General features: G+C 37.6%; 22 protein-coding genes and 1 pseudogene. All 23 read right to left on the bottom strand.

Annotated features, from left to right (window positions below; all coding sequences use genetic code 11):
* Positions 1-508, bottom strand: a pseudogene (locus tag CLHUN_RS20365) (hypothetical protein); the annotation flags it as partial.
* A 31-nt stretch (positions 509-539) separates the two neighbouring features.
* Positions 540-704, bottom strand: a complete 165-nt coding sequence (locus CLHUN_RS22215; protein WP_165755811.1) for a hypothetical protein — start codon at positions 702-704, stop codon at positions 540-542.
* Positions 705-1,022: 318 nt separating this feature from the next.
* Positions 1,023-1,340 carry a WXG100 family type VII secretion target gene (locus CLHUN_RS20370; RefSeq protein ID WP_080066535.1) on the bottom strand — a complete coding sequence of 106 codons (318 nt, stop codon included), beginning with the start codon at positions 1,338-1,340 and terminating at the stop codon, positions 1,023-1,025.
* Between the two features lie 14 nt (positions 1,341-1,354).
* A complete protein-coding gene (locus tag CLHUN_RS20375) occupies positions 1,355-3,088 on the bottom strand; it encodes an FtsK/SpoIIIE domain-containing protein (RefSeq protein WP_080066536.1) in 1,734 nt (577 codons plus the stop codon).
* Between the two features lie 5 nt (positions 3,089-3,093).
* Positions 3,094-6,315 (bottom strand): FtsK/SpoIIIE domain-containing protein, encoded by a 3,222-nt coding sequence (locus tag CLHUN_RS20380; RefSeq protein ID WP_080066537.1) that lies wholly within the window; start codon positions 6,313-6,315, stop codon positions 3,094-3,096.
* The gene (locus CLHUN_RS20385; protein WP_080066538.1) at positions 6,312-7,634 is read right to left on the bottom strand and encodes a hypothetical protein; all 1,323 of its coding nucleotides are present in this window, start codon (positions 7,632-7,634) and stop codon (positions 6,312-6,314) included. The genes CLHUN_RS20380 and CLHUN_RS20385 overlap by 4 nt, the downstream gene beginning before the upstream one ends.
* A 178-nt stretch (positions 7,635-7,812) precedes the next feature.
* The gene (locus CLHUN_RS20390) at positions 7,813-8,112 is read right to left on the bottom strand and encodes a hypothetical protein (RefSeq protein WP_080066539.1); all 300 of its coding nucleotides are present in this window, start codon (positions 8,110-8,112) and stop codon (positions 7,813-7,815) included.
* A gap of 19 nt (positions 8,113-8,131) precedes the next feature.
* Positions 8,132-8,455: a hypothetical protein gene (locus CLHUN_RS20395; protein ID WP_080066540.1), complete on the bottom strand. Its 324-nt coding sequence runs from the start codon at positions 8,453-8,455 to the stop codon at positions 8,132-8,134.
* 22 nt (positions 8,456-8,477) lie between these two features.
* The gene (locus CLHUN_RS20400) at positions 8,478-8,798 is read right to left on the bottom strand and encodes a hypothetical protein (protein WP_080066541.1); all 321 of its coding nucleotides are present in this window, start codon (positions 8,796-8,798) and stop codon (positions 8,478-8,480) included.
* Between the two features lie 2 nt (positions 8,799-8,800).
* Entirely contained in the window at positions 8,801-10,312 is a 1,512-nt protein-coding gene (locus tag CLHUN_RS20405; protein ID WP_080066542.1) for a tetratricopeptide repeat protein, read from the bottom strand.
* A gap of 11 nt (positions 10,313-10,323) precedes the next feature.
* Entirely contained in the window at positions 10,324-10,731 is a 408-nt protein-coding gene (locus tag CLHUN_RS20410; RefSeq protein WP_080066543.1) for an SMI1/KNR4 family protein, read from the bottom strand.
* Between the two features lie 98 nt (positions 10,732-10,829).
* Entirely contained in the window at positions 10,830-11,429 is a 600-nt protein-coding gene (locus tag CLHUN_RS20415; protein WP_080066544.1) for a hypothetical protein, read from the bottom strand.
* Between the two features lie 33 nt (positions 11,430-11,462).
* A complete protein-coding gene (locus CLHUN_RS20420; RefSeq protein ID WP_080066545.1) occupies positions 11,463-12,917 on the bottom strand; it encodes an HNH endonuclease in 1,455 nt (484 codons plus the stop codon).
* A 191-nt stretch (positions 12,918-13,108) separates the two neighbouring features.
* Positions 13,109-13,621: a hypothetical protein gene (locus CLHUN_RS20425; protein ID WP_080066546.1), complete on the bottom strand. Its 513-nt coding sequence runs from the start codon at positions 13,619-13,621 to the stop codon at positions 13,109-13,111.
* A 334-nt stretch (positions 13,622-13,955) separates the two neighbouring features.
* On the bottom strand, positions 13,956-14,468 hold the full coding sequence (locus tag CLHUN_RS20435) for a hypothetical protein (RefSeq protein WP_080066548.1): 513 nt from the start codon (positions 14,466-14,468) through the stop codon (positions 13,956-13,958).
* A gap of 15 nt (positions 14,469-14,483) precedes the next feature.
* Positions 14,484-14,669 (bottom strand): hypothetical protein, encoded by a 186-nt coding sequence (locus tag CLHUN_RS20440; protein ID WP_080066549.1) that lies wholly within the window; start codon positions 14,667-14,669, stop codon positions 14,484-14,486.
* Between the two features lie 2 nt (positions 14,670-14,671).
* Complete coding sequence (locus tag CLHUN_RS22750) at positions 14,672-14,806, bottom strand: hypothetical protein (RefSeq protein ID WP_278247568.1); 135 nt, start codon at positions 14,804-14,806, stop codon at positions 14,672-14,674.
* On the bottom strand, positions 14,803-15,315 hold the full coding sequence (locus CLHUN_RS20445) for a hypothetical protein (RefSeq protein WP_080066550.1): 513 nt from the start codon (positions 15,313-15,315) through the stop codon (positions 14,803-14,805). The genes CLHUN_RS22750 and CLHUN_RS20445 overlap by 4 nt, the downstream gene beginning before the upstream one ends.
* 15 nt (positions 15,316-15,330) lie before the next feature.
* Positions 15,331-16,800: a hypothetical protein gene (locus CLHUN_RS22390; protein ID WP_207559192.1), complete on the bottom strand. Its 1,470-nt coding sequence runs from the start codon at positions 16,798-16,800 to the stop codon at positions 15,331-15,333.
* A 22-nt stretch (positions 16,801-16,822) separates the two neighbouring features.
* Positions 16,823-17,386, bottom strand: a complete 564-nt coding sequence (locus CLHUN_RS20455; RefSeq protein ID WP_080066551.1) for a She9 / Mdm33 family protein — start codon at positions 17,384-17,386, stop codon at positions 16,823-16,825.
* A gap of 327 nt (positions 17,387-17,713) precedes the next feature.
* Entirely contained in the window at positions 17,714-23,737 is a 6,024-nt protein-coding gene (locus tag CLHUN_RS20460; RefSeq protein ID WP_080066558.1) for an InlB B-repeat-containing protein, read from the bottom strand.
* Positions 23,712-24,122: a hypothetical protein gene (locus CLHUN_RS20465; protein WP_080066552.1), complete on the bottom strand. Its 411-nt coding sequence runs from the start codon at positions 24,120-24,122 to the stop codon at positions 23,712-23,714. Before CLHUN_RS20465 ends, CLHUN_RS20460 begins: the two co-directional genes overlap by 26 nt.
* 17 nt (positions 24,123-24,139) lie before the next feature.
* Complete coding sequence (locus CLHUN_RS20470) at positions 24,140-24,457, bottom strand: hypothetical protein (RefSeq protein ID WP_080066553.1); 318 nt, start codon at positions 24,455-24,457, stop codon at positions 24,140-24,142.
* Between the last annotated feature and the right edge of the window lie 6 nt (positions 24,458-24,463).

Below are 24,463 nucleotides of genomic sequence, written 5' to 3' on the forward strand. Positions count from 1 at the left end.
CACCAGCCAGTATAACCCCTAAAATGCCGCCTGTCAACACTGTCGCAATTCCCAACGCTGCGATAATGACAACAGCAATAAGAATTTTACCGATTGCTTTCCAATTATCCTTACACCACTCGCCAACTGACTTTAAATCATTCCAGCGCTTTTCTAACCAACTTTTTTCACATTCCGGCTTTAAATAATTGTATTTGTCGTAAAAATCATCTTTACGCTTTTTAATAATATCAGCTGCATCGCTATCAATGCGAACAGCGTCTGATATGAACTCTTCGCTGTTATTGTTAAAGGTGTCAAGGGAAGTGATTTTCTGTTCCTGCGTTTGCGAAGACGTTTGTATGGAACTAATTATATCATCCAAATTACATACGCTTTTATTGATTGTTAAAGATTTTGTCTTAAGCGCGGATAACTCTGATTTATAATTGGTTACAGATTTTTTAACGTCTTTAATTAACCCGGGCATCTGGTTGATTTTATTGGCATATAACGCTATGGTCGCCACAATCTCACCTCCAACTTATTTCTGTTCGGGTTTATCTCTTGTCATTTCCCGTTTTTTCGACTGATATTTCAGAAAAGATCAAATTATATATTGTTTCTTTCGAATTTTCTTTAAGCACAGTAAGCTCTTTGATTACCTGCTTTTTTTCTTTTTCCGGCGCAGGAATTTGAGCAGTGCCAATTGATGGCTTACCCATATATTTTTATCCTCCCATTACTACCCTCTATTGACAATGTATAACACGCCTCACACCGGCTATTTGTCACTTTTCTTTGTTGTCGTCCTTGCCTTGCATCAGCAAGGCTGCGTCCATCCGCCTCGAAAACTGCCAAAATTTCCCGGTGTGAGGTCGGAGATTTTTGCGCGAGAGAATTTGGCTTGCGGCAAGGCGAAGACGCGAAGGAAGGCTTTGTGCCTTACAAACGGCTTCAACGTAGCCGAATGGTAAATTCGCCGCTCAAAAACGTATTATACATTGTTAATAGAGGGTAAGATCGCATTAATCGCCCGCACCCTACTCAGCAGACTGCGGATTTTTATTGAATTCGCTTAGTTGCTCATCAAGTTTCAAATAGTTATCCTTGATATCATTAACAACGCCATTGTTTATTCCGTCCAGAATATCCTTAATCCCACCGATTTTCTCAAGTATATGATCAGTTTCGGCTTTATACGCATCGGCACCCTCGCCCTTCCATTTGCCAAGCAATGTTGCATTAATTTCATCAAACTTTGTTTTGATGGCATCAAATTCGGTAATCGCTTCCGCACTCTTTTCTTGAAATTGTGCAATCTTATCAATATCAGCTGATATGAAACTAGCATCTGCCATAATTAGTCACCCCTTTAATATTTAATAAATTTTAGCTTTGATAAATTATCCGCCTCAACATCGTAGAAGTACCCATCGCCTTTTTCGCACCTGGCATAATCTTCCTTTAAGGATTTAACGTCCATATTGCCAAATATAGTTTTTTGCCCGCGTTCTCCCGCAAATTCAGCAATATTATCAAGCAAAAAGACAGTGGAAATAATATTATTGAAAAAGGAATTTTGTTCGGCATCACTGAACTTTTGCACATCAGAAAATACAAACAAATATCCTCGTTCTTCCGCAACGGCTAATAACTGAGGCAAAATGGCATTAATGAAACGCTTATTCTCGCTTGCATTCAAATAAATCAATTTACTTTGTATTACAAACACTGTAAATGGTGCTTGCTCAACATTACAGTCCGGTATTGTAAGATATTCTTTAGATGAAACTTTACTGAGGCCATAAATATCTGCCAAATAATTTGGTTTATCAAGGCTTAAATAGTTCTCATTCAAGTATACATAGAATTGCTGAAGCGGCGATAGTTTTCTAATCTTTTTTGAGCCGTCGGTTAAAGCCAATTCTATTTCATCAAACTTATTTATCAACTTGCAGTCCAGTTTATCTTTAAAGCTATTATAGACAGATTCAAGTTGATTTCGTCCGTCATCGAAAAACAAGATTCGAGCTTCTTGTTTTTGCTGGATAAACCCGCTTAGCAGCAGATTAAGCAAATTAGTCTTGCCGAATTCCTTTTTACCGTAAATGGCAATAACATGCGATTGTTCCAAATCAACAGTTACGGGATAAAAATCAACATAATCCAGGCCAACACTTACAGGAAGCTTTAATTCCTTAGCTTCATCATTGGAATATTGTTTTAGTTTCTCGTATTCTTCTCTGGTCAGCTCTTTGGGAAACGTCCGGTATTTTTTCACGCATTTTTGGTACTTGTCTTCTAAAAAATTAAATTTCTGCTTTACTTTTTCGATGAAGTTTTCTTCTGTGTCCGCACTCCCATTGGTATTTTTCTGTTTATAGGGAAGGGTACATTGGACTTCATATGGCAAATTCATTCGGAATGTGCCCGTAACACCTTCCGGTTTAACCGTTACGTTTGCAAATCCGTGACCGGGATTATTTCCTATTAAACTGACCTTGCCCGTAAAAATTTCCGCATATTTATCTCCCGGCATTTCAAAAGCAATTTTTTGTTTAAAGCCCCCAAGATAAGATGTAACACCTTTTGTATCAACCGCTGTTACAACAATCGTAATCCCCTTTGATAATCCGTCACGACATAGTTTTGCCAATTTTTCGTGATATGCAGTATATCTGGGTTCATCCATAAATGCGTTAAGATTATCGATTATAAACGTGGTATGAATAGGCTGAACATCAGAATCCCGATAGTTTTTACCATTTAATTCTTTGATATTATCCTTTAAGATGTTATCCATAATCTTGAAAACACGCTTAACATACTCCTCGTTTGTGTTATCAAAATAAGCGGAAACCAATGGCAAGTCTTTGTACTCAAATAAAGCACCGCCAAAATCAAGAATAAATACCTGCTCTTGTCTTTCGTCATATTGCTTATGGAGAATATTGACCAACGTTTTGACAAAAGTTGTTTTTCCGCTCATGGCAGATCCGAATAAGGCTATGTTGGAATCCAACATATCAACAACAAAAGGCGGCTGTAATTGAATAATAGGAATGTCAAATATGCCTAATGTACATAGCATTTTTTCAAGGCTCATTTTTATTACCCCCATTTAGTTTCATCAAAAATTTTCCCCGGTAGCGACGGTAAAAATATCTGACGCGGTTTTTCCATATCTCTGCTCATCTCAATGATTGTACTGGTTATATATTCAAGCTGAGTATCATGCTCGTTAATGTTTTCGTTCTTCTTCTTTTCATTTTCATTATCTCTTTTTGACGAATAAAATTTATCGTTAAACTTGCCCGAATTAGGGACTTGCGTTACAACCACAGGTGCCTCGATATTTAGGTTTTTGTTGGCGCCGGTATAGGCTGATTGGAAATATTCGAACCTTGTTCCCGTACCGACAAGCAAATAAGCGCGGCCGTTCAGCGGCATTGTAGGAGCAGCCGCAACCGGGCTGTCTATCATTTCTTTTGATGCCTGTTTAGTTGCAACCTTAAGGCATATTCTTGCCTTTGAGTTCACCCTGATATCATCTGTAATTGCGCCTTCAATATTTTGCGAAACAAGAATGATGTGAAAGCCCAGGGTTCGTCCTACACGCGCAATTGTGGTAATTTCAGCAATAAAATCAGTGTCGCTGCTTTCGCTGGAAAAACGCTTTAGCTCGGTAAACTCATCAACAACCAAGACAAGGTGAGAAAGAGGGGAAAACTCTTTTAAGTCCTTATCTAACGCCCCGGCTTGCTTCTCATTAAGCTTCTTTTTTAATTTGTCTATTATCCCGCCGTTATTAGGTTGAGATTTCAATTTCTTTATTTGCATAATAATGCGGAGCGCTCGGATATACGAGTCAACATTGTCAACACCCAAGCTCGAAAGTAACAGTTTGCGCCTCTTTATTTCAGCATTAAGGGATTCAAGAAAGCGTTTTAACATGTATGCCGCGGAAGTTCCTTCCTCCTCGCCAGCAGTATCCGTTACGGCTCCGACGCAGTGAGGCAAACTTCCCAATCGGTCAGAAAAACCGCCACCTTTCATATCAACAAGCATCAAATTCAAATCCATCGGAGAGAACTTCATACACAAGCCAATCAAGTAGGTGATTATTGTTTCGGATTTTCCGGATCCTGTCGTTCCGGCGACAAGCATATGCGGTCCGTCCGCTTTTTCATACAAATCAAGATACATTGGTCCGTGCTCATTTTTTCCAACCGCTACGCAAAGATTGCGGGTAACGTCGTTTTTATCTATGTCTTTCCAACTTTCCAGTATGCTTTTCTTTACCTCGCCATTTTGTACCTTTTCCGAGTTATAACCATAAAGTTCAAACAGAGTAACCATTGAAGGAACTTTTCCGTTTTCGGCAATTCTCGTATAATAAATGGCACTCAGCTGTTTAAATGCCTGGTTGAATTTTTCTTTATACTTTTTCTCGTAAAATATGTAGTCATTTTGGAAATGCTTATACTCAATTAGTTTATCCGTATCATCAGCTTTGGATTTATCATCTTTGCCCTCGCTTAAAACGTTAAGGGTTTCTCTGCTTAAGACATTGTATCTTAAGCTACTTCTTCTCCCCTTCGGATTGTCCTTGTCAATATCAACAATATTGCCGCAATACTTAGGCAGCTTGTCTTTTACGGACTGTATGAAAATGAAGGTAAGCCCGTTTGAATTCACATAGGGTTCACCCTCTTTAGGTACCTCGGGCAGGAACTTTGAAAAACCGGTTTCTTTAATGTCGTAATCATAAAAAACAACGCAAACAATTTGAGTTTGCTTTTGATTTGAGTTCCCCACTTCCTTTTCGTCGCTCCTTGATTTGAAACGCTCGTTCATTATGCTAAGGAGCTGACCGAAAACAACACCGGAAGCGGCCTTATCAAATACGAATTGAGAAATGTCATCAAAAAGTTCGTTGGTATGTGGCAAATATTTATAATTTTGCAGAATTTCATTTTGCTTTGCAGCGTCATCTTCTTTATCGAAGAAAAACACAAACTGTAAATCTTCAGGAGAATGATAATACGCAAGTTCAAATATGATATGCTGAATAAAATTCTTTGAAGTCTGGCAGTCATTGGATATTACCCCCAATGCACCGCAAGATTTTAAGTCTAGTAGCAATGGCGGCTTGCTATCATCGTCACTCCTTAAATAGTTAAAGCCGATAATTTCATTGCTGTCGCTTAAATCAACGCCTTTATTTGCAAAGTTATAAGCCAAATCTGTAAGCAAAAACTTGTTTTTATCTTCCTCAGCTCTGTCTGCGGGCGATAATTTTTTACGTCTCTTCTCATCCTTTTTTGATGGAATCAGTATTTTGATTTTATTCCCGATTTTTTTGTAGTATATATCGTAAAAAATGTTATCTTTTTTCTCGCTTTTTATCTCAAACAGGGGCTTAACCTCATCTGACATACCAAGGGATATCATCATAAAGTCATTATCGTTTTGCGAGCGGGAAAAAATACTGCTGTTAATTTCCGAGGTATTATTAAATAGTGTATCCATGCTTGGATATACACTGTTTAGGTATTTTATATCGCTTTTTTGCCACTCATTTATCGTATTTATTTTTCTATGAATGTAATTTTCGTAATTATCTTTCCATTCCTTAACATTCTTTTTATAATCGTTTTTTTGTTTCATAAAATTATACAGAGATGTTACGAGCGCAACGACACCCATCGCACCCGACATCAAGATCATAGTATTTCCCATGCTTGAGGCGCTTGGTGCGAACAATATGATAAGGTAGCGAGCCACTAACATCCCACCTGTAGACAACACAGTAGGAATAATTACGTCGAGGAAGGAGGATTTATTCTTTTTCGGCATATCACCGGGTGGAATAATGTCAATTACTGACGACTCAATGACATTCAGTCGCCGCGAGCTTATATTATATTCAAGAGAATTATCAGATTTCAGTATATAGCTGTTTTCAGTTTTTTTGAATAAAGCCGAAGGCATTACTTTTATATCCGGGGTAAATAAAACACAACTGGATGTTACAAATCCAATTTCGTCCAATTTTTTATCCAATATTCTTGTGCCATCAATCTCTTCGGTGAAGTCAATGATATTGAAATCATTTTTTGAATTATATAGTACTTGTAACTCTTTCCGAGTTTTTAAATATTCTTCCAGCAGATTAAAATGTTTTTCGTAATCGCTTACTTTTTTTAATCCGTAATATATTGATTCGATAAGTGCTTTAAGAGTGATATCCTTTAATACAAGAAAAGATAATTCGTCAGAAATACTATCGCTTACAAATTTCATTGATATCATAATCTCATTGTTTTTCATAAGTCTGTTCCTTCCAAAACTCCGGATTCTCCATTCATCGTGGGGAACAGTTGTCTTAATTTCTCATAAGCGTCGGGTATGTTTACAACAATTCTGCCAGGCAATCCGTCAGCCTTGCTTTCAATCTTTGCAAACGGGTTGACATTAACAGTTGGACACGAGGAAGCAACAATGTGAAACTGGGTTATTTCTAGTTGCTTGAATGTCTTTGTTACGACTCCCATTTTTGCAACTATTGGCAAGTCAGGATTTTTATATTCAGGTCTTTCAAAAGACTTTATTTCGCTATTCAATTTTGCTATTGACGGCAAAGCAGGAACTGGAAGTTCCGGTTTGCTAAAATCTTTCGGTTGAATACTAATTTTCTTGGTTTCAGGCAAACACAATCCAGTTAGTTCTGTTTTCTTGAATGACTGAACATTAACGCTTGGTTTTACAACTGTAGGCAATTTAGCATTGGACTGTTCGGGCTTTCTAAATGTCACTTTAACTTGGGCTATATCGTTTAACTGAGGCAAATTTGTCTTAATTGGTTCTACTTTTTTGAAATAATTAGTATTAATATTGGGCTCAGCTACTCGAGGCAACACAACCTCTGTCTGTTCCGGCTTTCTGTAGTCTCTTACATCGGCAAAATGAACAGACACTTCCGGTAAACTATGCCAAGTTTTCTCCAGCATAACAAAAGGATTTAACTCTATTCTTGGCATAAAGACATCCGGTATGCTTTCTTTTATATCAGAATAATCAATACAGACCGATTTAAAAAAGAAATCTGTTTGAGCTGCCGGTTTAATAACGGTCGGCAAATCCGGTCTGATTTCTCCTGAATGTTTATAAGATTTAACCGCAATGCTTAACTTAGCAACCGCAGGTAAATCAGGGTGTTTTATCTCAGCTTTTTCAAAGTGCTTGTCTGGGGCAGCGGGTTTGCTGATTGACGGCAATTCCGGCAGAATGCCTTCCACCTTACTTATATGTTCAACATAAACCTCAGGCCGCTTTGAGAGCATAGGCAAAACAGGCACAATTGGTTCAGCCATTTCGAACGGGTTAACTTGCAAATCCGGCTTAACTATCGGTTCACAGGCAGACAGTATATATTCCTGTCTCGTAAAAGGTTTAACTTCAATTCCGTTTATGACGAGAATTGATTCTAATTTAGGCTCATATGACGGGATAGTGGCATTTTCAAGCTCATCAAGACGTTCAACAAAAGCAACCCTTAACAGGTATATTTCCAATTCATTTTCATATTGTTTCCGCTGATTTTCGTCAAGCAAAGATATTTCTTCATTGTCAAGTATTCTAAATGCCATAACGAACCCACCCTTTCTTAAAAAACTTTCATTAAGCCATAACCATGCTTTTACGCATGGTTATGGCTTGATATTTTATATTTAAATATGTTGAAATTGCAATCCAATTTCACAAAACGTACTGGAACATTGCTGTTTTGTTCGTTGAATCAGATGACTTTAATCCTATTCTGTATAGTTAGCCACCACTTATGCTCTGCGCTATTTGCGCATCGACCTTCTCAAAATTATCCCTATTGCCTTCAAGCAATTTAGACATACCATCAACCGCAGTTGGTAAATCTACAGCTACAAATTGATTCACATCAGTATCAATGAAATTCTTAAGCGCGTCCTTGGCTGCTCCTTCCATTTCATTAATCGCATCATTTAAATCCTTAATAAACGCTTCGCCAGCAGATTTATACTTTCCTGAAATATCCGCAATTGTTGAGACTGCCGTAACCATGCCTGCATTAACTATTCTGCAACCGGCCATTATTAATCACTCCTTTTTATTATTGTTTATTTCCGTCAGCGAGTTGGTCATCCAAACCATTAACGTCTGGAATAGCCTTTAAAGTCTCTTCCACAATTTGCTTCAAGGCATCTAACAGCTTTGTCAAGCCTTCGCCAACAGCCGGTTCAATATTTTTATCATAGAAAATCTTGAAACCGTCCGCCGCGTTGCCGCTGAAACTGCTTGAAAGCAACGTAGTCAATGTGTCGCCTAATTGTGTGTGCATATTGCCTGTGTTTGTTCGGTACTCCTCAATCACATTCAATGCGTTTCTCATCATCTCAGGTGTGATGTTTACAGTACCTGTATTTCCCATTGCCATAAATAACCCCTCCTAAATTAAATTAATTAAATGTAACACTTTGGTTAAGTTGTTCAAACTTGATAAATACATCCTTATAGTGGCCTGTCCCGATTATCTCGGTTAAAGTGTCGGAAATGTGCTGAATTACAAGTAAAAGATCTTCAATCGGTTTAATCAGGACTTTCCCTGCGGTTATTTCAACTTGCTTTCCAGCAGGCGTATCCAGTGCTGTTGCCAGCTCTTTGTACATCTCTTCAAGCTTCGTTTTAAGGGTTTCAGTTCTGGTTTTTAAGGCTGCCATTTCAGATGCTGCGGTAGAAAAAGCTGCATCATCAAGGAGGATATCTTGTGATAGTGCCAATATTAATCACCCCCTGTCTTTGCTTCTTTTATTTTTTCAAGCAGCGGCTCTTTTATTTCCTTTGTTAAAAGGCTGCAAATTTGTTCGGCTTCATCGTAACTCCCGATATCAATATAACACTGGATACGGAAAGTGACGGCCATTATATCCGTCGGATCTTTAATCATGGTGTTTCTGAAGAATTTGATTACTTCTTCATATTTTGCCGCCGAATCCGGTGAACCAAGCTCCTTCATGGCGTTTGCTTCGGTATATTTCCCTATGTACGTGTTATGCAGATTTTCGCTTGCCTGTAATTTTCTGGCATACTCAATAACCTTCTCAAAGTCCTTCTTTATGGTATATGTGCCAACATAAAGCCTGTTTATTTGGTCTATATTGTCAGGTGAATATTCAATTTTATCCGATTCGTCCAGCTTATGTACTGATATATTATCCTGAGGTCCATCCTCAATTTCAGTTAAATAGTCCCTGTTACCCTCTTCATCCGGTTCAATACTCTCGACTATTTCCTCAAAGCCATAATCGCCAAATTGGTCCGCGATTTTTTGCTTATCGGCTTCAATCATATCTTCGATGTCATACTCGGTTAAGGTGGCGGGTTCCAAACTATCTTCGACTATATCGAATCCGTTGTTATAGGCCCCAACCGGATTTTGTGCCGCGTTAAGGCAGTCGATGGTTCTGGCTGAATTTTCGAGCTGCAGATATATCTCCGCGGCGTTTATGTAGCTTTCAATCACGCCATTCACCGTCGGTTTTACCGTTTTCAGCGCTTTTTCGATGATGCCGAGAGCAGCGCTAAAATGCTCCTTGTTTTTATCCGTTTGATATTTCTCGAGCTCAAAAGCCATACAGTCAAAATAGAAATCCATCGTTGGAGCTGTGTATTTTTGGGCTTTTTCCAGTTCCTTCTGCGCAGCATCCAAACGCTTTGACTGAACCAGCAGCTTGAATGCTATTTTATAGCCGATATATTCGGACGGAGCAATCAACTTAATCTGATTCGCTGTCAGAAGCCCGTTCCTGATATCATCCTTGATACCGTATACAATAGCTTTACGTTGAAGGATATCCATATCAACGCCGATAAGCTGCTCCGCTTTACTTAAGTTTACCAGGGAATCATCGTATCTTCCTATATCAAAGCAAACAATACCGAGCAAGTTGTAAAGCTGGACAAGATTTTCCGGGATACAGCCTAACTCATCCGCCTTGGCAAGGTTTTTCAGAGCATCCGCCAACTTTTCAGCGGTGGCAAGCGCAAATCCTAAATCGTAATACCTGTTGCCGTTATTCGAATCGCATTTAACCGCCTGGCTGTAGTTCTTGACCGCCTCGTCATAGCGTTCCAAGGACATATAGGCATTTCCGGCGCATTTGTAGGCGTCGGGATTATTGGGTTCTAGTTTTATAGCTTGCTTAGCCAGATTTAGCGCTGTTTCGTTTTCCTGATTTAAAAAGGCAAGGCGGGAACTGCCAAGCAAATTTGACACGTTTGATGTATCAAGCATTTTAAAACCTCCTAAACATTGTATAAGTTTTGCAAAAATTCATTGAATGTCTTTCCAATTAATTTCGCATCCTCAATATGAATTGAATCATCGGGAATTTCAACAATCGATACATTTTCTTCTCTTTTATCAAAAGCGTATGCCATCCCTCCACCATCTGAAGCGAAAAAGACTAATCCTGGGGTGAACTCTTCGACCTTAGCATCTTTATTTAATGGCACAATTTCTTCAACCGACCAAATTGCTAAGTAGGAGTTTTCACCAATTCTCCCTTCTGCACCATTTGATTCCAACATAAATTCCTTATATTGAACAGGGAAATTTATACCCATTTCCAATTCGACATCGCTTATGCCTTTTTCAGATGCCGGAGGGTTAATATCCATTGATTTAATCAGCTTTTTTACTTGCTCATTCATTTTTATTTATCTCCTTTCAAAAACCGAGCCTCCGGAAGCATAACTTGATACCCCTCCCATAATACCACCTGTCACAGCACCGAATTTTCTGAGATTACCTATGTTATATCCTCTCTATATAATCGATAATATTCGTCTTGAGGCATAATATCTAATTCGGAACCAATAATTAAAACGAAACCTTCATCACCACCATTTTCAGGACCGTATCCAGCTAATGCGCATTGATCTTTTCTTGTGACTATCAAAGTTTGCGGTTTCAACTCTGAAATTAAAACTTGTTTATCTTCAAGTTCATATTCTTCAATATAATATTTTTCCAGAATACGCTCGATTTCATGACGTTTGCTTTCTATCATATTCTGTAAAGATTCGAAATGAATCTTTTGAACATCTGTAACATTGTTTTTTTCAAATTCCTTAGCATATGAAATTTCCACATTGAAAAGCCTATCCCACAATAATAGTTTAATAGAGGAAGGTAAACTAAATGTATTTTTCATGCTACTATCCACCTCTCTTTTATTCTTTTTACTTATCATCTCTATAATAAATAACGCTACAAAAATAATTGCTATCAGCATTAAAGGTGCGAGATATACAATCCATCTATTTTCAGAAATTCTTGTCCATATAACAAAAACAATAACGAAAATAGATACTAATATAAGAGAGAAAATGTATGCCGCTTTCTTCATTCCTAAAACCCCCCTTAAAACATCTTTTTCATGTTAATGTGCTGGTGAGTTAACTGTATTTCTTAATGAAAACTTGGCTATATTCTCCAAAATATTATTAAATTGGTCTGGAATTCTTCCAGTAACAAAATTGTAATTTCCAACTCCCCCAACATGTCTTAGGTTATTATGTATATCAGATGGGACAATACGCATAGTTTTCAAATTTATATCTTCATGCCAAGTTAATTTTAAACCAGTTTGTTTTTCTATATCAGCAATTGTAAAACCTGGTTTCGTTTTTATCTTTAGAGCATCATCTGCTTTGGCAAAATTCCCCTTTACGGTATTGCCGTTAATATCCTTAGTATTTAGTCGTTGGTCTGTCATACCTTTAATATTTACTTCATCCAATTGAATTCTAGATATGTCAGGGTTTCCATTTTCCATACGAGGAATCGAGTCATAACCATGATTTTCCATTATATCATCCATTGAAAGTTTATTTGGATTGCTCAATCCCGGGGTAGTGCCAGATTTAGGTATCAGCTGAGCACCGTCAACTGTCCAGTGCTTGTTAGGTGTTACCGGAGCGTCTTTAGGAATAACTGTAGGTTCCCATATATCAAACACTCTTTTGCCGCCTTTTCCTACTTTTGTTAAATCATCAATGTCAAATATAAATGTTTTGAAAGCCATCTTACCCAAATTTTTCATGCCATTTTTAAAGCCGCTTTTAAATACATCATCAATTGCTCCTCTATATGCAATTTTCACTGCTTCAAGTGATGCCATGGCAAATGTTTTAATTCCAACCTTTGCCATGGCTTTTATTGCAGCTCCGGCAGGAAGTACTATCGAAACAATATCACATCCGATTGATATGCCCTGGAAAATATCTGCTAAAACATTCCAACCGTTTTCACGAAAAACGGTCGCAAGGTCTTTTCCCCCGGTTGCGCTCATACATATTACATCAGCAGCACATAAGACCAGCGAAGCAATACCGGCTATTGCTGCTATTGCCGCTATTGCAACGCCGAAGGTGACGACGGCTATTACTGCAATGGCAATTACAACAAGAACTGTGACTATCGTTACCCAGTGTTCCTTACACCACTCGCCAACCGATTCGCAACCATTGCAAAACTTCTCCCAACCGCTTTTTTCACATTCCGGCTTTAAATAATTGTATTTATCATAAAAATCATCTTTACGCTTTTTAATAATATCAGCTGCATCGCCGTCAATGCGGGCAGCGTCTGATATGAACTCTTCGCTGTTATGGTTAAAGGTATCAAGGGAAGTGATTTTCTGTTCCTGGGTTTGCGAAGACGTTTGTATGGAACTGATGATATCATCCAAATTACATACGCTTTTATTGATTGTTAAAGATTTTGCCTTAAGCGCGGATAATTCGGATTTATAATCGGCTACAGTTTTTTTAACGTCTTTTATCAATCCGGGCATTCGGTTGATTTTATTGGTATATAACGCAATGGTTGCCATCAACTCACCTCTGTTTTATGTATTATTATCCTCTTTGTATAATCAATAATGTTCGTCTTGAGGCATAATATCTAATTCGGAACCAATAATTAAAACGAAACCTTCATCACCCCAAGATTTCCGTATCAATGTCAAGATTCTTCATACTAATCGGAACATCAGCTACCGAAACACAAGAAAGCTCAGGAGTGTCATTTTTGCTTGCCTCCATAAAGATCTTTCTCAATAAAGGAATCCTCACCACCTAGTATATAATCCAAACAATTTTCAGGATCTTCAAGTATCAATTTGGGTAGCAAAAACATCGCAAAACCCGCGCCAAGATCGTCATAATCTTCCTCATCTGCATCTTTGTAAAATAGCGCGCACTCTCCATTTTGGCTGAAAAGAATCTTTCTAGGAGCAAATCTGCGACTTGAATTTTCTTCGCTGTCACACTCAAAGCACTCCATAATTAATTCTTCTATTTGTTTTTTCTGTTCTTCAACAACGTTTCTGAACTTTTCCAGTGAAGCCACTTGCTTTTCGTTAACATCTTCTTCTGCTGTTTCTGCGATAAAACATAATGAGATGTCATAGGTCTTACTCCATAGCGTCACCTTTATCTTTTCTGTTTTTTTCCATCCGATTCCCACATAATTTATTTCACCGAGACTTGGATGAATTTTAAATTCAACTGCTTTATTTTTTTTCTTTCCAAACACTGCTTACATCCCCTCTCAATTTCCGGTTGCCGCGCCAGCTACACCTTCTGAACCAAATCTAAAGCCAAATTGTGTAAACTTGTTTCCGATGAGTCTGCTTATATCCGGTATTTGTAAGAAATTAAACTTGTAATTACCAACGCCTCCTGTATGTCCAATATTTCCGTGTATTTCACTTGGAACATAGAAGACTCTCTTCATACTTAAATCTTCATGGGGAGTAATTAAGACGCCGAATTGTTCTTGCAGGCGTCAGGGTTATCTTTGTCCAGAGCTATTGCTTGCTTTTCCAATCTCAAGGCAAGATGAGAACCAGCTATTATCTCTTTTATGTTCATAAATCACTACCTCCATAAAGTTCTTGCTTAATAAAGAACCCCCCGCCACCTAATATATAATCCAAACAATTTTCAGGATATTCAAGCATCAATTTGGGTACCAAAAACATCGCAATACTCGCACCAATGTCGTTATAATTTTCCTCATCTGCATCTCTGGCAAATAGTGCACACTCTCCATTTTGGCTGAAAAGAATCTCTTTTGGAATAAATCTGTGACTTGAATTTTCTTCGTTGTCACATTCAAAGCACTCCATAATTAATTTTTCTATTTGGTTTTTCTGTTCATTAACCACGTTTCTGAACCTTTCCAGTGTAACCCCTTGCTTTTCGTTAACATCTTCTTCCACTGTTTTTGCGATAAAACATAATGGGATGTCATAAGTCTTACTCCATAACGTCACCTTTGCCTTTTCTGTTTTTTCCCATCCGATTCCCAAATATTTTATTTCACCAAGACTTGGATGAATTTTACATTTAACTGCTTTATCTTTTTTCTTTCCAAACACTGCTTACATCCCCTCTCAATTTCCGGCTGCTGCGCCAGCTACACCTTCTGAACCAAATCTAAATCCAAATTGTGTTAACTTGTTTCCGACGAGTCTGCTTATATCCGGTATTTGTAAGAAATTAAACTTGTAATTACCAATCCCTCCTGTATGTCCAAGATTTCCGTGTATTTCTCTTGGAACATAGAAGACTCTCTTCATACTTAAATCTTCATGGGGAGTAAGTAAGACGCCAAATTGTTCTTGTAGGTGTTAGGGTTATCTTTGTCCAGAGCTATTGCTTGCTTTTCCAATCTCAAGGCAAGATGGGAATCGGCTATTATCTCTTTTATGTTCATAAATCACTACCTCCATAAAGATCTTTCTCAATAAAGGAATCCTCGTGACCTAGTATATAATCCAAACAATTTTCAGGAAAATGACTCATCAATTTGGGTAGTAAAAACATCGCAAAACCCGCACCAAGGTCGTCATAATCTTCCTCATCTGCATCTTTGTAAAATAGCGCACACTCTCCATTTTGGCTGATAAGAATCTCTTCAGGAACAAATCTGTGACTTGAATTTTCTTCGTTGTCACACTCAAAGCACTTCATAATTATTTTTTCTATTTGGTTTTTCTGTTCATTAACCACGTTTCTGAGCTTTTCCAGTGAAGCCACTTGCTTTTCTTTAACATCTTCTTCCACTGTTTTTGCGATAAAACATAATGAGATGTCATAGGTCTTACTCCATAACGTCACCTTTATCTTTTCTGTTTTTTTCCATCCGATTCCCACATATAGTATTTCACCGAGACTTGGATGAACTTTACATTTAACTGCTTTATTTTTTTTCTTTCCAAACACTGCTTACATCCCCTCTCAATTTCCAGTTGCTGCGCCAGCTACACTTTCTGAACCAAATCTAAAGCCAAATTGTGTAATCTTGTCTCCGACGAGTCTGCTTATATCCGGTATTTGTAAGAAATTAAACTTGTAATTACCAATCCCTCCTGTATGTCCAAGATTTCCGTGTATTTCGCTTGGAACATAGAAGACTCTCTTCATACTTAAATCTTCATGGGGAGTAAGTAAGACGCCAAATTGTTCTTTCAGCGAATTCAACGTCGTGCCTTCCGGTAATGCAGTCTCTGCATTTGCATAATTAATATCTCTTAGCAGGTCGCTAAATTCTTTATTGCTGATTTGCCCGCTTAACACACCCTCAACATCAAACTCAAGATTCTTCATACTAATCGGAACATCAGCTACCGAAACATTGGAAAAATCAGGAGTGCCATTTTTGTTCATCGGAATAGATCCAACCCCATATTTTCCCAGTATTTCTTCCATCGATAATCCATCAGGATTAAACTTCCCCGGAATAGTATCAGGATTTGGTATGAATTGATCTCCGGAAATTATCCAGTGTTTATTTGGACTCTGCATGGTAAGTGGCTCCGCCTTCAAATTCCAAACACGACTACCATTTTCCATACGGGTTAAATCATCAATGTCAAATATAAATGTTTTGAAAGCAATCTTACCCAGATTCTTTAAACCGTTTTTAAAGCCGCTTTTAAATACATCATCAATTGCTCCTCTAAATGCAATTTTCACTGCTTCAAATGATGCCTTCGCAAATGTTTTAACTCCAACCTTGGCCATCGCTTTTATTGCAGCTCCGGCAGGAAATGCTATCGAAACAATATCACATCCGATTGATATGCCCTGGAAAATATCTGCTAAAACATTCCAACCATTCTCACGAAAAACGGTCGCAAGATCTTTTCCCCCAGTTGCAATCATACATATTACATCCGCAGCGCACAGAACCAAAGAAATAATACCTGCAATAGCCGCTACCGCAGCTAACGCAACACCAAACGTGACAACGGCAAGAACAGCAATGGCAATTACAACAAGAACTGTAACTATCGTTACCCAGTGTTCCTTACACCACTCGCCAACCGATTCACAACCATTGCAAAACTTCTCCCAGCCGCTTTTTTCGCATTCCGGCTTTAAATAATTGTATTTATCGTAAAAATCATCTTTACGCTTTTTTATAATTTCAGCCGCATCACCGTCAATGCGGACAGCGTCTGATATGAACTCTTCGCTGTTATTGTTAAATGTGTCAAGGGAAGTGATTTTCTGTTCCTGGGTTTGCGAAGACGTTTGTATGGAATTGATGATATCGTCCAAATTACATACGCTTTTATTGATTGTTAAAGATTTTGTCTTAAGCGCGGATAACTCTGATTTATAATTGGTTACAGATTTTTTAATGTCTTTTATCAACCCTGGCATTTGGTTGATTTTATTGGCATATAGCTCTATAGTTGCCATCTACCCACCTCTGTTTTATGTATTATACCGCCTCGTTCATTTTTCGCCTATAATATTCCATATCATAGGAGGCATTAGTCTTAGTTCTTTTCCAATCTTGCAAACTGGACTCTGTTGCAACAATTCTATCATTAATATCCTGCAATTCGGATTCAGCTTGCCGCAATTGATTTTGTAAATCTATAATTTTGGCTTCTAAATTGCTTTTTTTTGTTTTAAGGTTCTCAAAGATGTTATTCAATGCACTTTTTGTATCCGTCATTTCATCGTTGTAGACATCGTTCAGGTCTTTGCTGGTTACATCGCTGGAAGTTACCATACCGATAAAATTAACAGATGCCTGGTCGGTTTTATTGGTAACGTCTAGAATTTTCTTATTCATTTTTTCATCATTCTTGATTATTTGGCTTACTCCCTCAAGTGCCTCCTGATGATTTTTGATATCGGTTTTAAGCCGATTAATAAGATTGATTTTTTGTTGCCTCTGTATTTTCAAATCACTTATTCTGTTTTGGCAACTGCTAATCTCAGAACAAGCGTTATAATATCTGTTTCTGGCATTATCATAACAATCATCGTAACTCATGGCTGTTTCCTCCGAAAACCATAAATATAAATACTCTTAATTCTTCCGATCTTGAATAAAACACAAAATCATGCAAATTATTAATAAATATCGCCTGTCCTTTTTGATGTTATCAGGCTGGATAAAATATAGAATTTTTACATATAAAACCTGTTAAACCTTTTTTTAACTATTTGGAATATTATAATATACTCATGTCAAAAAGTCAAGAAAAATGACATTGTACTGGTATTACTAGGGTTACTTTTATTCTTACTGTTAAAGTGGTTTAGAGTAATTTTAATATATAGCATTAAATTATTCATTTTACCAATTATCGTATATGCTCTAATCGTTTTCCAATTTGAGTTTTTTTCTTATATTACGAATAGCCACAAAAACTATTACGGTAATTAATGCCGCAGATGACGCTATTATAATCCACAGCCAGAAAAAACCAATATGGATATTTGCCTTTTCTTGGACATTGTTCACATTTCCTGCCATGTCGGCAAGAATAATCCCAACGTTATGCCAGCCCTTTTCGAGCTTAAACGATAAAGTATTATCACCGCTCAAATATTTGAATCCCACCTCCTTGCCGTTATCGTATACCTTGGACCGATTCTCGTCGATTAGTTCACTGATATTAGAAATAGTGATTGTACGTTCTTCTTCGCCATAGTACCAATGCCATGAATTGAATTCTTCAGGCACTTCGCAGGTGGGAGCAATATTATCAATATGCATTGTACCTAGGTCTATCCTATTGCCCTCATTTTTTGCCGATAAATGCAGTTCAATATCTGTATCGTCTTGGAAATTCTCCTTAAAGAAATTCGATTTAAGGATGAAGTTATGAATTCCGAATCCATAAATGCTGTCATCTGATGTTCCTGTGGCTTTTGTGTTTACTTCATCAGCATTATTGTCTCTTAAAACAACATCAATGCCCGTATCTTTCTTTGCGAACATACATATCTTGATATCGCTGAAGTTATCCGGTCTTTTGCTAATAGCATCCCCATTTTCATATTGAAAAGAATACAACCCTGTTTTTGCTGCCAAGTTACTTTCAATGATATATGCCAATACATCCTGCTTGATCATCCTCGCGTATGTATTCAGGTTAAGCAGACTTTCATTCCCCGCCGCATCTACGGCGGTTAATTCTAACGCATAAACACCATCTTTTGTAAAATTGGGCAAATTGAATATGTTCCCCTTAATTACTCCATGCTTGTATTTATCTTCATCCAGATACACCTTAACCGGCTTAATAACTGTTATCGCATCTTTGCTTGTATGATCAGGAATATAAACTTTTAAATCATAATTTATATGATCAATATTCAAATCACTGAACTCAACGATGGGGGCAAGGGCGTCTTTTCTTGAATAGGGATATACATCTACGAATTTAGTATTATTTTCGCTAACCAAAGTGCCATTTTTAGACTTAACAACCGGTACTGTTTGATCAATTTCAAACACTGTTGTACTTCTAAGGTCAGTGCTATTTTCGGCTAAATCTTTAGGGCACATTTCTATCTTATAAACAGCATCTTTACTGAACGTTAGCGAGATTGTATGAACATCTCCTACCGATTCCCAATGAGCTGAGCCAGATATTTCAGGTGTTATATCAACAAAACCTGTACTGTTATGGTCTCCTCCCGCATCCTTGCCTGAAATTTTCAGATCAACCAGCTTGGGATCAAAATTATGATCAGTTATTTTTATGGTTGCGGTTTTATCCGTATTAAAACTATTATTTGTAGCACTATTGCTAAATGTTGCAAAGTTATCTTCAATGCCGGGCTTGGTTTTATCCACATAGAACAGCTTTTCATTTCCTCCGCTGAAATTAACGACCGCGACATGATTGCCCAAATCAGTACCGCTTACATCGAATATATAGTCACCCTCATCAAAATCAATCACAGCGACATGTTCGGTTTTTGATTTATTTGAAAACGAAAAGGTTGGTACTTTACCGAATTTATTTTCAATAGCGGCTATTACTAAATCAGAATCAAAATTTCTCTCGATAACGGTTACATCCGCAACTCGGTTTGTGCTGTAATAATAATTGTTTTTACTTTCATCAGAACGAAACTCCACATTGATTATCGGGGTCGTTTTATCAATCGTCATTTTCTCAGTCCGGATATTTCCCTCTTTGTTGCCGGAACTATCAGTTGCATCAAAAGTGAGGATAATATTATTATCGTCAGAACTAAATGGAAATGTTTTTGTCACCTTCGTAACAAGGTTTGAATCCATTTCCGAAACTGTCCAACCGTTTTCCAAGGTATCACCGATACTGTAGCCTGTGTTTTTAATCAGTATGCTTTTTCTCTCAAAGGACTCTTTTTCTGCACTTTGGGAATATCCGATTTCTTTTATTCCGGAACTGTAATCAGATATAGCAACAGTAAAACTCATATCGGAAACATATAGCTTGTTCCCGTCGGCATCATTATAATTTGTCGAGTTATTATTCCTAATACTAATTTTAGGAGCAGTGTCATCGCTTACAAATCCCCTTGGCTTTTCTTCGTTTGATTTGTTGTCTGTATTATCAAATGCCTTTACAAATATTTGTCCTTTAAATCCTTTGGGAATAGTAATCGCTGCCATACCGTCTGCAATAGTTTGTGTTCCGTTTGTCTCTCCAGTTATTGTTCCGTTCTGATAAGATACAAGACGATAGCTCACTTTGTCAAGACCCGACGAAGGGCCCGGATCTGAAACATGGATAACAGCGTTAAATTCTGTTTTAAAATAGAAGCCATATTCCAAATAGCCAATAAATTCCGACGTTTTGCTGATACCGTCAGATGTTGTCGGGATAAAACTATAGCTGGTGATTGTAGGGCTGCCTATATCCTTATATACAGTATCGCTTAAAGAATACACATTTCCGGCATTATCTATAACGGAAACTTCAATTAAATAGGAACCGTCAATTGCTTGAGCCCCCTGACTAGTGCTGATTCGAAAGACTTCTCCATGCATTTCTGCAATATAGAAATCAGCGTTTATTGGTTTCCCATCCGTGCAGGTCGTAATTTCAACACCATTAATTTTAATCCGGACAGAACGGATACCTGAATCCATATCATTAACATTGACTGTTACCGGAACGTCGCCTGAATACCACTTTCTGTTACCACTATCAATAAAGACAGGTTTGGGAGAGGAAATATTGATTATGGGGTTGATTGTTTCAATCATCAATCTGCTGTTTTTTAAGTCGGAATTGACAGCGGCAGCCGTTACCGGAACACCATACGGGTGGACTTCGTCTTTCCCTGTTATATTGGTAACATTGTCGATTGCCACAGCCGTTAAACCTACGTCTAAAAGCTTTGCATTGGGGATTATGCTTTCCGGCAAAATAAACTCTGCTTTGTATATCCCGTGGTCAATTTTGGTTGCAACTTTGGGTGAACCGTATATTAACTTCCCTTCGGCGTATAGGGTAATTGTACTAATTCCAGACGTTGCTCCATAACGGTCATCGGCAACAACCGTAATTTTTACTTTTTCGTTAAAGAAACTCCCAAACGTCAAGAAGTTGAATATATCACTTAAGGTCCCATCGTTTTCCGTACTAATTTTAAATCCCACAACTTTTGGGTTGGTAGTGTCAATAAATACTTTTATACTGGCGGTTTCTTTGTTTCCGTAGTTATTAGTAACAATGACCTCAATGTTATTTTCTCCATCCAAAGGATTATAGTCTGTATTAACTGTAAACGTTTCCTGCAGTGTCTGAGATTCAAAAAAATTTGCATCTATAGCTTTGCCATTTTTGTCTGTTGTAATATTCTGACCGTTGACCTTAATTACGACGGAATAAATACCGCCGCTTTCAGTGCTGGCATTTACAGTAAACCCTACGTTTCCGTTATACCAATTTTCACCACCATTTGTATATATCGCTTTACTCATAGGAGCAATAGAAATAGTCGGCTTTTCAGTTTTAAGACTGACAATATTGCTGAACGCGTTTGTCATTACATCAGTCGGCTTGGTAAGCCTATCATTTGCTGAATCATTGCCGGCTATATCTTTTACAGATGCCGAGATTTCATTTCTGTTAAAATTCTCAAGAGTCAATTTGAATACCGCAGAAGCTCCTGTAACAGTTTTGGTTTCGACAGCAACACTATCGCCGTACAAGGTGATTTCCTTTAAACCCGATGAAATGCCTGGGTCTTGAGCAGTAATAACCACTTCAATTTCATCGTTAAAAAAAGTTCCGAAAGTCAAAAAGTTAATAACCTCTGAGACAACAGGCATCTCCCTTTTTTGGAATGTAATTTGGGTAATTTCCGGCACTGTCTTGTCGATTTTTACATCTATTGTTTTTGCGTCGGACACATTCTCAGCTTTATCAACAGCGTAAAAATAGTACTTTTCGTTATTCTGCTCCGTTGTAATTGTAAGCGAATATCTCCCGCTTGTAACGGGAACTATATTGGTCGCCTCTGCTAAAGCCTGATCTTTGGTTAAGGCCGTTTTGCTCCAAACAACCCTCAACAAGCCGGATGACGGGGCATTTGCAGTATCTTCATCCATTACCGTTCCATTAATGGTATAATCTTGATTTGTCCATTCCATCGGTGGAATATCGGCGACAACAGGGGCATTTTTGTCAATAATAATTCGAAGCTTATTTTGAATCGATATGGCTTTCCAGCCCTTACCAGGACTACTACTCTTATATACTTCTATTTTATCTATCAAAGTCGAACTTGTCAGTTGAACTGAAGCAGAGTGCACAGATCCATTTATTCTTATTATGCTATATGGAGCTTTGGGCATTAAAGTTACCGAAGCGCCGTTATTTATAAAGCTATAAATGCGTATACTGTCAGATACTATCGGATATTCATTTATAAGGCTTTCGGCAGCCAAATCATAAAACTCCCTTTCATCGCCGGATATAGTCTCTATCAAGCTAAAAGTAACCGATACATTATGGTCGGCGGCGACAGACGAAATGATATAAGAATATGAAACGCCATCGGCTAATAAGGTATACTCATCAACCGGCATACCGTCTAATAAAACTTCTTTAACGTCATAACCCGTCTCAGGAGTCAGAGTGAGTGCAAGCGATTCGCCATGGCTGACATATTGCGTTGAGCCGGTCTGAGAACCGCCGGTAACGGAACCATTCTCGGTGCAGGAGACTTTTATACTATATATATTGATTGAAAACATCACTGTGACAGAATGGTTGGCGCTTATATTTGTGAATGTATGCGAATAAGAGGTTTGGGCATTATCAAAGATGCCGTCAGTCTGTTCATCATCAATAATGACGCTGCTGATATGATAATTTTCGTTTGCGTTCGCAGTAAAACTTGGGCTAGTTCCCTCGTTAGCAGTGATTTTACCCCCGCTATTTATATTGTTGAATAAATCATCTTTTATTGTTCCATAAGAGTTGAATGTAAATACCACTTCGTATGTTTTTATGGCAAAAGTGACATTAACAGTATGATTGTCATTAATATTATCTAAAGGATATGTATACGTCTCCAGACCTATAGCTTCTGGAATAGTGGTTCCATCAACAGTAAATATCGCAATAATATAACCTGAATTAGCTGTAGCGGTTATACTTCTGTTTGATCCATATGGAATAGAAGATTCAGAAGGAGAGATTGTTCCAATCGCACTTGCGGTTGTTGTGATTGAAAACGTCTTGATAGAAAGTTGAGCGTTCAGATTAGTAATGTCCTCCAGACTGTTTACAGTACCCAAAGAGACAGAGCTATATACAGGATTTGTCGGCGTAAAATAGAAGTCATAGGACTTATTCTTATAAATTGTCGCTATAAAAGAGCCATCACCCGCGAGGGCAACTGAGCCGCTATCATATCCTGAATAAAAAATAGTCCCGCCGTCTATATAAGTAGTACCATTTTCATCAGTTATTTGACCTGAGACCACAATGAAATCTAATTGTTCAAAATCGACAGCATTAAATGAAATGCTTGCGTCGCTAAGGAATACGCCCGATTTATAATAATCTTCGTATCCAATCATGCCTGTTATTTTAACATCGTAGGGGTTGTCCAGATTAACAAAATCGCTGAATTCCGCTACACCCGCCATTACGGGCTCTGTTTTAGTTTCTGCCGGGTTTTCAGAATTTGTAAGCGTAATAGAAATGTCGCCTCTGATTGCACTGTCCATTTCAACAGTGAATGTAGGTACAAACGCTGCAAAAACACTGGGTAGCGTTGATATTGGAATCATCCCGACTAAAAGGGCGACAGCTATCATGAGAGATATAAACCGACTGGTACTCTTCTTAATATGTTTAGCCATTTTTATGTATCCTTTCATATTCATTTAACCGCCCCATCCGCCTGATTACGAAGTATGCCTCCACAGACAGGAGCACTAAAAACAGGTTAATGGGAAGAACAAATCTGTTATCGTTAAAAAAAATAATAACAGGTATCATCACAACCAACAGAATCAGGAATGCTATCCCAATTATTCGAAGAATTCTTTTATTATTTTTTATAACCGGTAATCTCCTGCACAATTTTGCAAGTATTATTTGCAGAACAAAGCCGGAAATTAATCCGCACCAAAATAATCCCGCAAGAATATAAGTTACTATAGTAAACCCTTCTTTTAAATCAAGAAATGGTATACTTAATAAACATGCCGACGAAATAAAAAATGAAATACCCGATAAAATATTTAATATCTTTAATTTCATAAAACTAACCTCTATGTTTATTTATTTTCATTTAATATATCCGAAAATATCTTATAAAACGTACCCTTTGTGTTAGTTCTTTTATATTTATAAAAATAAATCAGGAATCCAATAAAAAAGCATAATATGGCTAAAGCTGCAAATCCATATAACGGAGCTAAAACGAAAGGCGAATTGTATTTCAAATCAAGGGCACTTTCAATAGCAGCATATACCCCTGCTAATTTAAGGATTGCAAAAACTGCAGTAAAGCCCCCCAAATAAATTAGTAAAGTTTTCAGATACGAACCCATTATGTATTTTACTATCACATACTTTTCGAGCAACTTCCTCATTACTGC

Source organism: Ruminiclostridium hungatei (genome assembly GCF_002051585.1).
In the GTDB taxonomy this organism is placed as follows: Bacteria; Bacillota; Clostridia; order Acetivibrionales; family DSM-1351; genus Ruminiclostridium; species Ruminiclostridium hungatei.

What these genes read in the sequence shown, in the direction of transcription:
- CLHUN_RS22215 (WP_165755811.1), bottom strand. Translation starts at nt 704, where the DNA reads ATGGGTAAGCCATCAATTGGCACTGCTCAAATTCCTGCGCCGGAAAAA.
- CLHUN_RS20370 (WP_080066535.1), bottom strand. Translation starts at nt 1,340, where the DNA reads ATGGCAGATGCTAGTTTCATATCAGCTGATATTGATAAGATTGCACAA.
- CLHUN_RS20375 (WP_080066536.1), bottom strand. Translation starts at nt 3,088, where the DNA reads ATGAGCCTTGAAAAAATGCTATGTACATTAGGCATATTTGACATTCCT.
- CLHUN_RS20380 (WP_080066537.1), bottom strand. Translation starts at nt 6,315, where the DNA reads ATGAAAAACAATGAGATTATGATATCAATGAAATTTGTAAGCGATAGT.
- CLHUN_RS20385 (WP_080066538.1), bottom strand. Translation starts at nt 7,634, where the DNA reads ATGGCATTTAGAATACTTGACAATGAAGAAATATCTTTGCTTGACGAA.
- CLHUN_RS20390 (WP_080066539.1), bottom strand. Translation starts at nt 8,112, where the DNA reads ATGGCCGGTTGCAGAATAGTTAATGCAGGCATGGTTACGGCAGTCTCA.
- CLHUN_RS20395 (WP_080066540.1), bottom strand. Translation starts at nt 8,455, where the DNA reads ATGGCAATGGGAAATACAGGTACTGTAAACATCACACCTGAGATGATG.
- CLHUN_RS20405 (WP_080066542.1), bottom strand. Translation starts at nt 10,312, where the DNA reads ATGCTTGATACATCAAACGTGTCAAATTTGCTTGGCAGTTCCCGCCTT.
- CLHUN_RS20410 (WP_080066543.1), bottom strand. Translation starts at nt 10,731, where the DNA reads ATGAATGAGCAAGTAAAAAAGCTGATTAAATCAATGGATATTAACCCT.
- CLHUN_RS20415 (WP_080066544.1), bottom strand. Translation starts at nt 11,429, where the DNA reads ATGAAGAAAGCGGCATACATTTTCTCTCTTATATTAGTATCTATTTTC.
- CLHUN_RS20420 (WP_080066545.1), bottom strand. Translation starts at nt 12,917, where the DNA reads ATGGCAACCATTGCGTTATATACCAATAAAATCAACCGAATGCCCGGA.
- CLHUN_RS20440 (WP_080066549.1), bottom strand. Translation starts at nt 14,669, where the DNA reads ATGAAGAGAGTCTTCTATGTTCCAAGAGAAATACACGGAAATCTTGGA.
- CLHUN_RS22750 (WP_278247568.1), bottom strand. Translation starts at nt 14,806, where the DNA reads ATGAACATAAAAGAGATAATAGCCGATTCCCATCTTGCCTTGAGATTG.
- CLHUN_RS22390 (WP_207559192.1), bottom strand. Translation starts at nt 16,800, where the DNA reads ATGGCAACTATAGAGCTATATGCCAATAAAATCAACCAAATGCCAGGG.
- CLHUN_RS20455 (WP_080066551.1), bottom strand. Translation starts at nt 17,386, where the DNA reads ATGAGTTACGATGATTGTTATGATAATGCCAGAAACAGATATTATAAC.
- CLHUN_RS20460 (WP_080066558.1), bottom strand. Translation starts at nt 23,737, where the DNA reads ATGAAAGGATACATAAAAATGGCTAAACATATTAAGAAGAGTACCAGT.
- CLHUN_RS20465 (WP_080066552.1), bottom strand. Translation starts at nt 24,122, where the DNA reads ATGAAATTAAAGATATTAAATATTTTATCGGGTATTTCATTTTTTATT.
- CLHUN_RS20470 (WP_080066553.1), bottom strand. Translation starts at nt 24,457, where the DNA reads ATGAGGAAGTTGCTCGAAAAGTATGTGATAGTAAAATACATAATGGGT.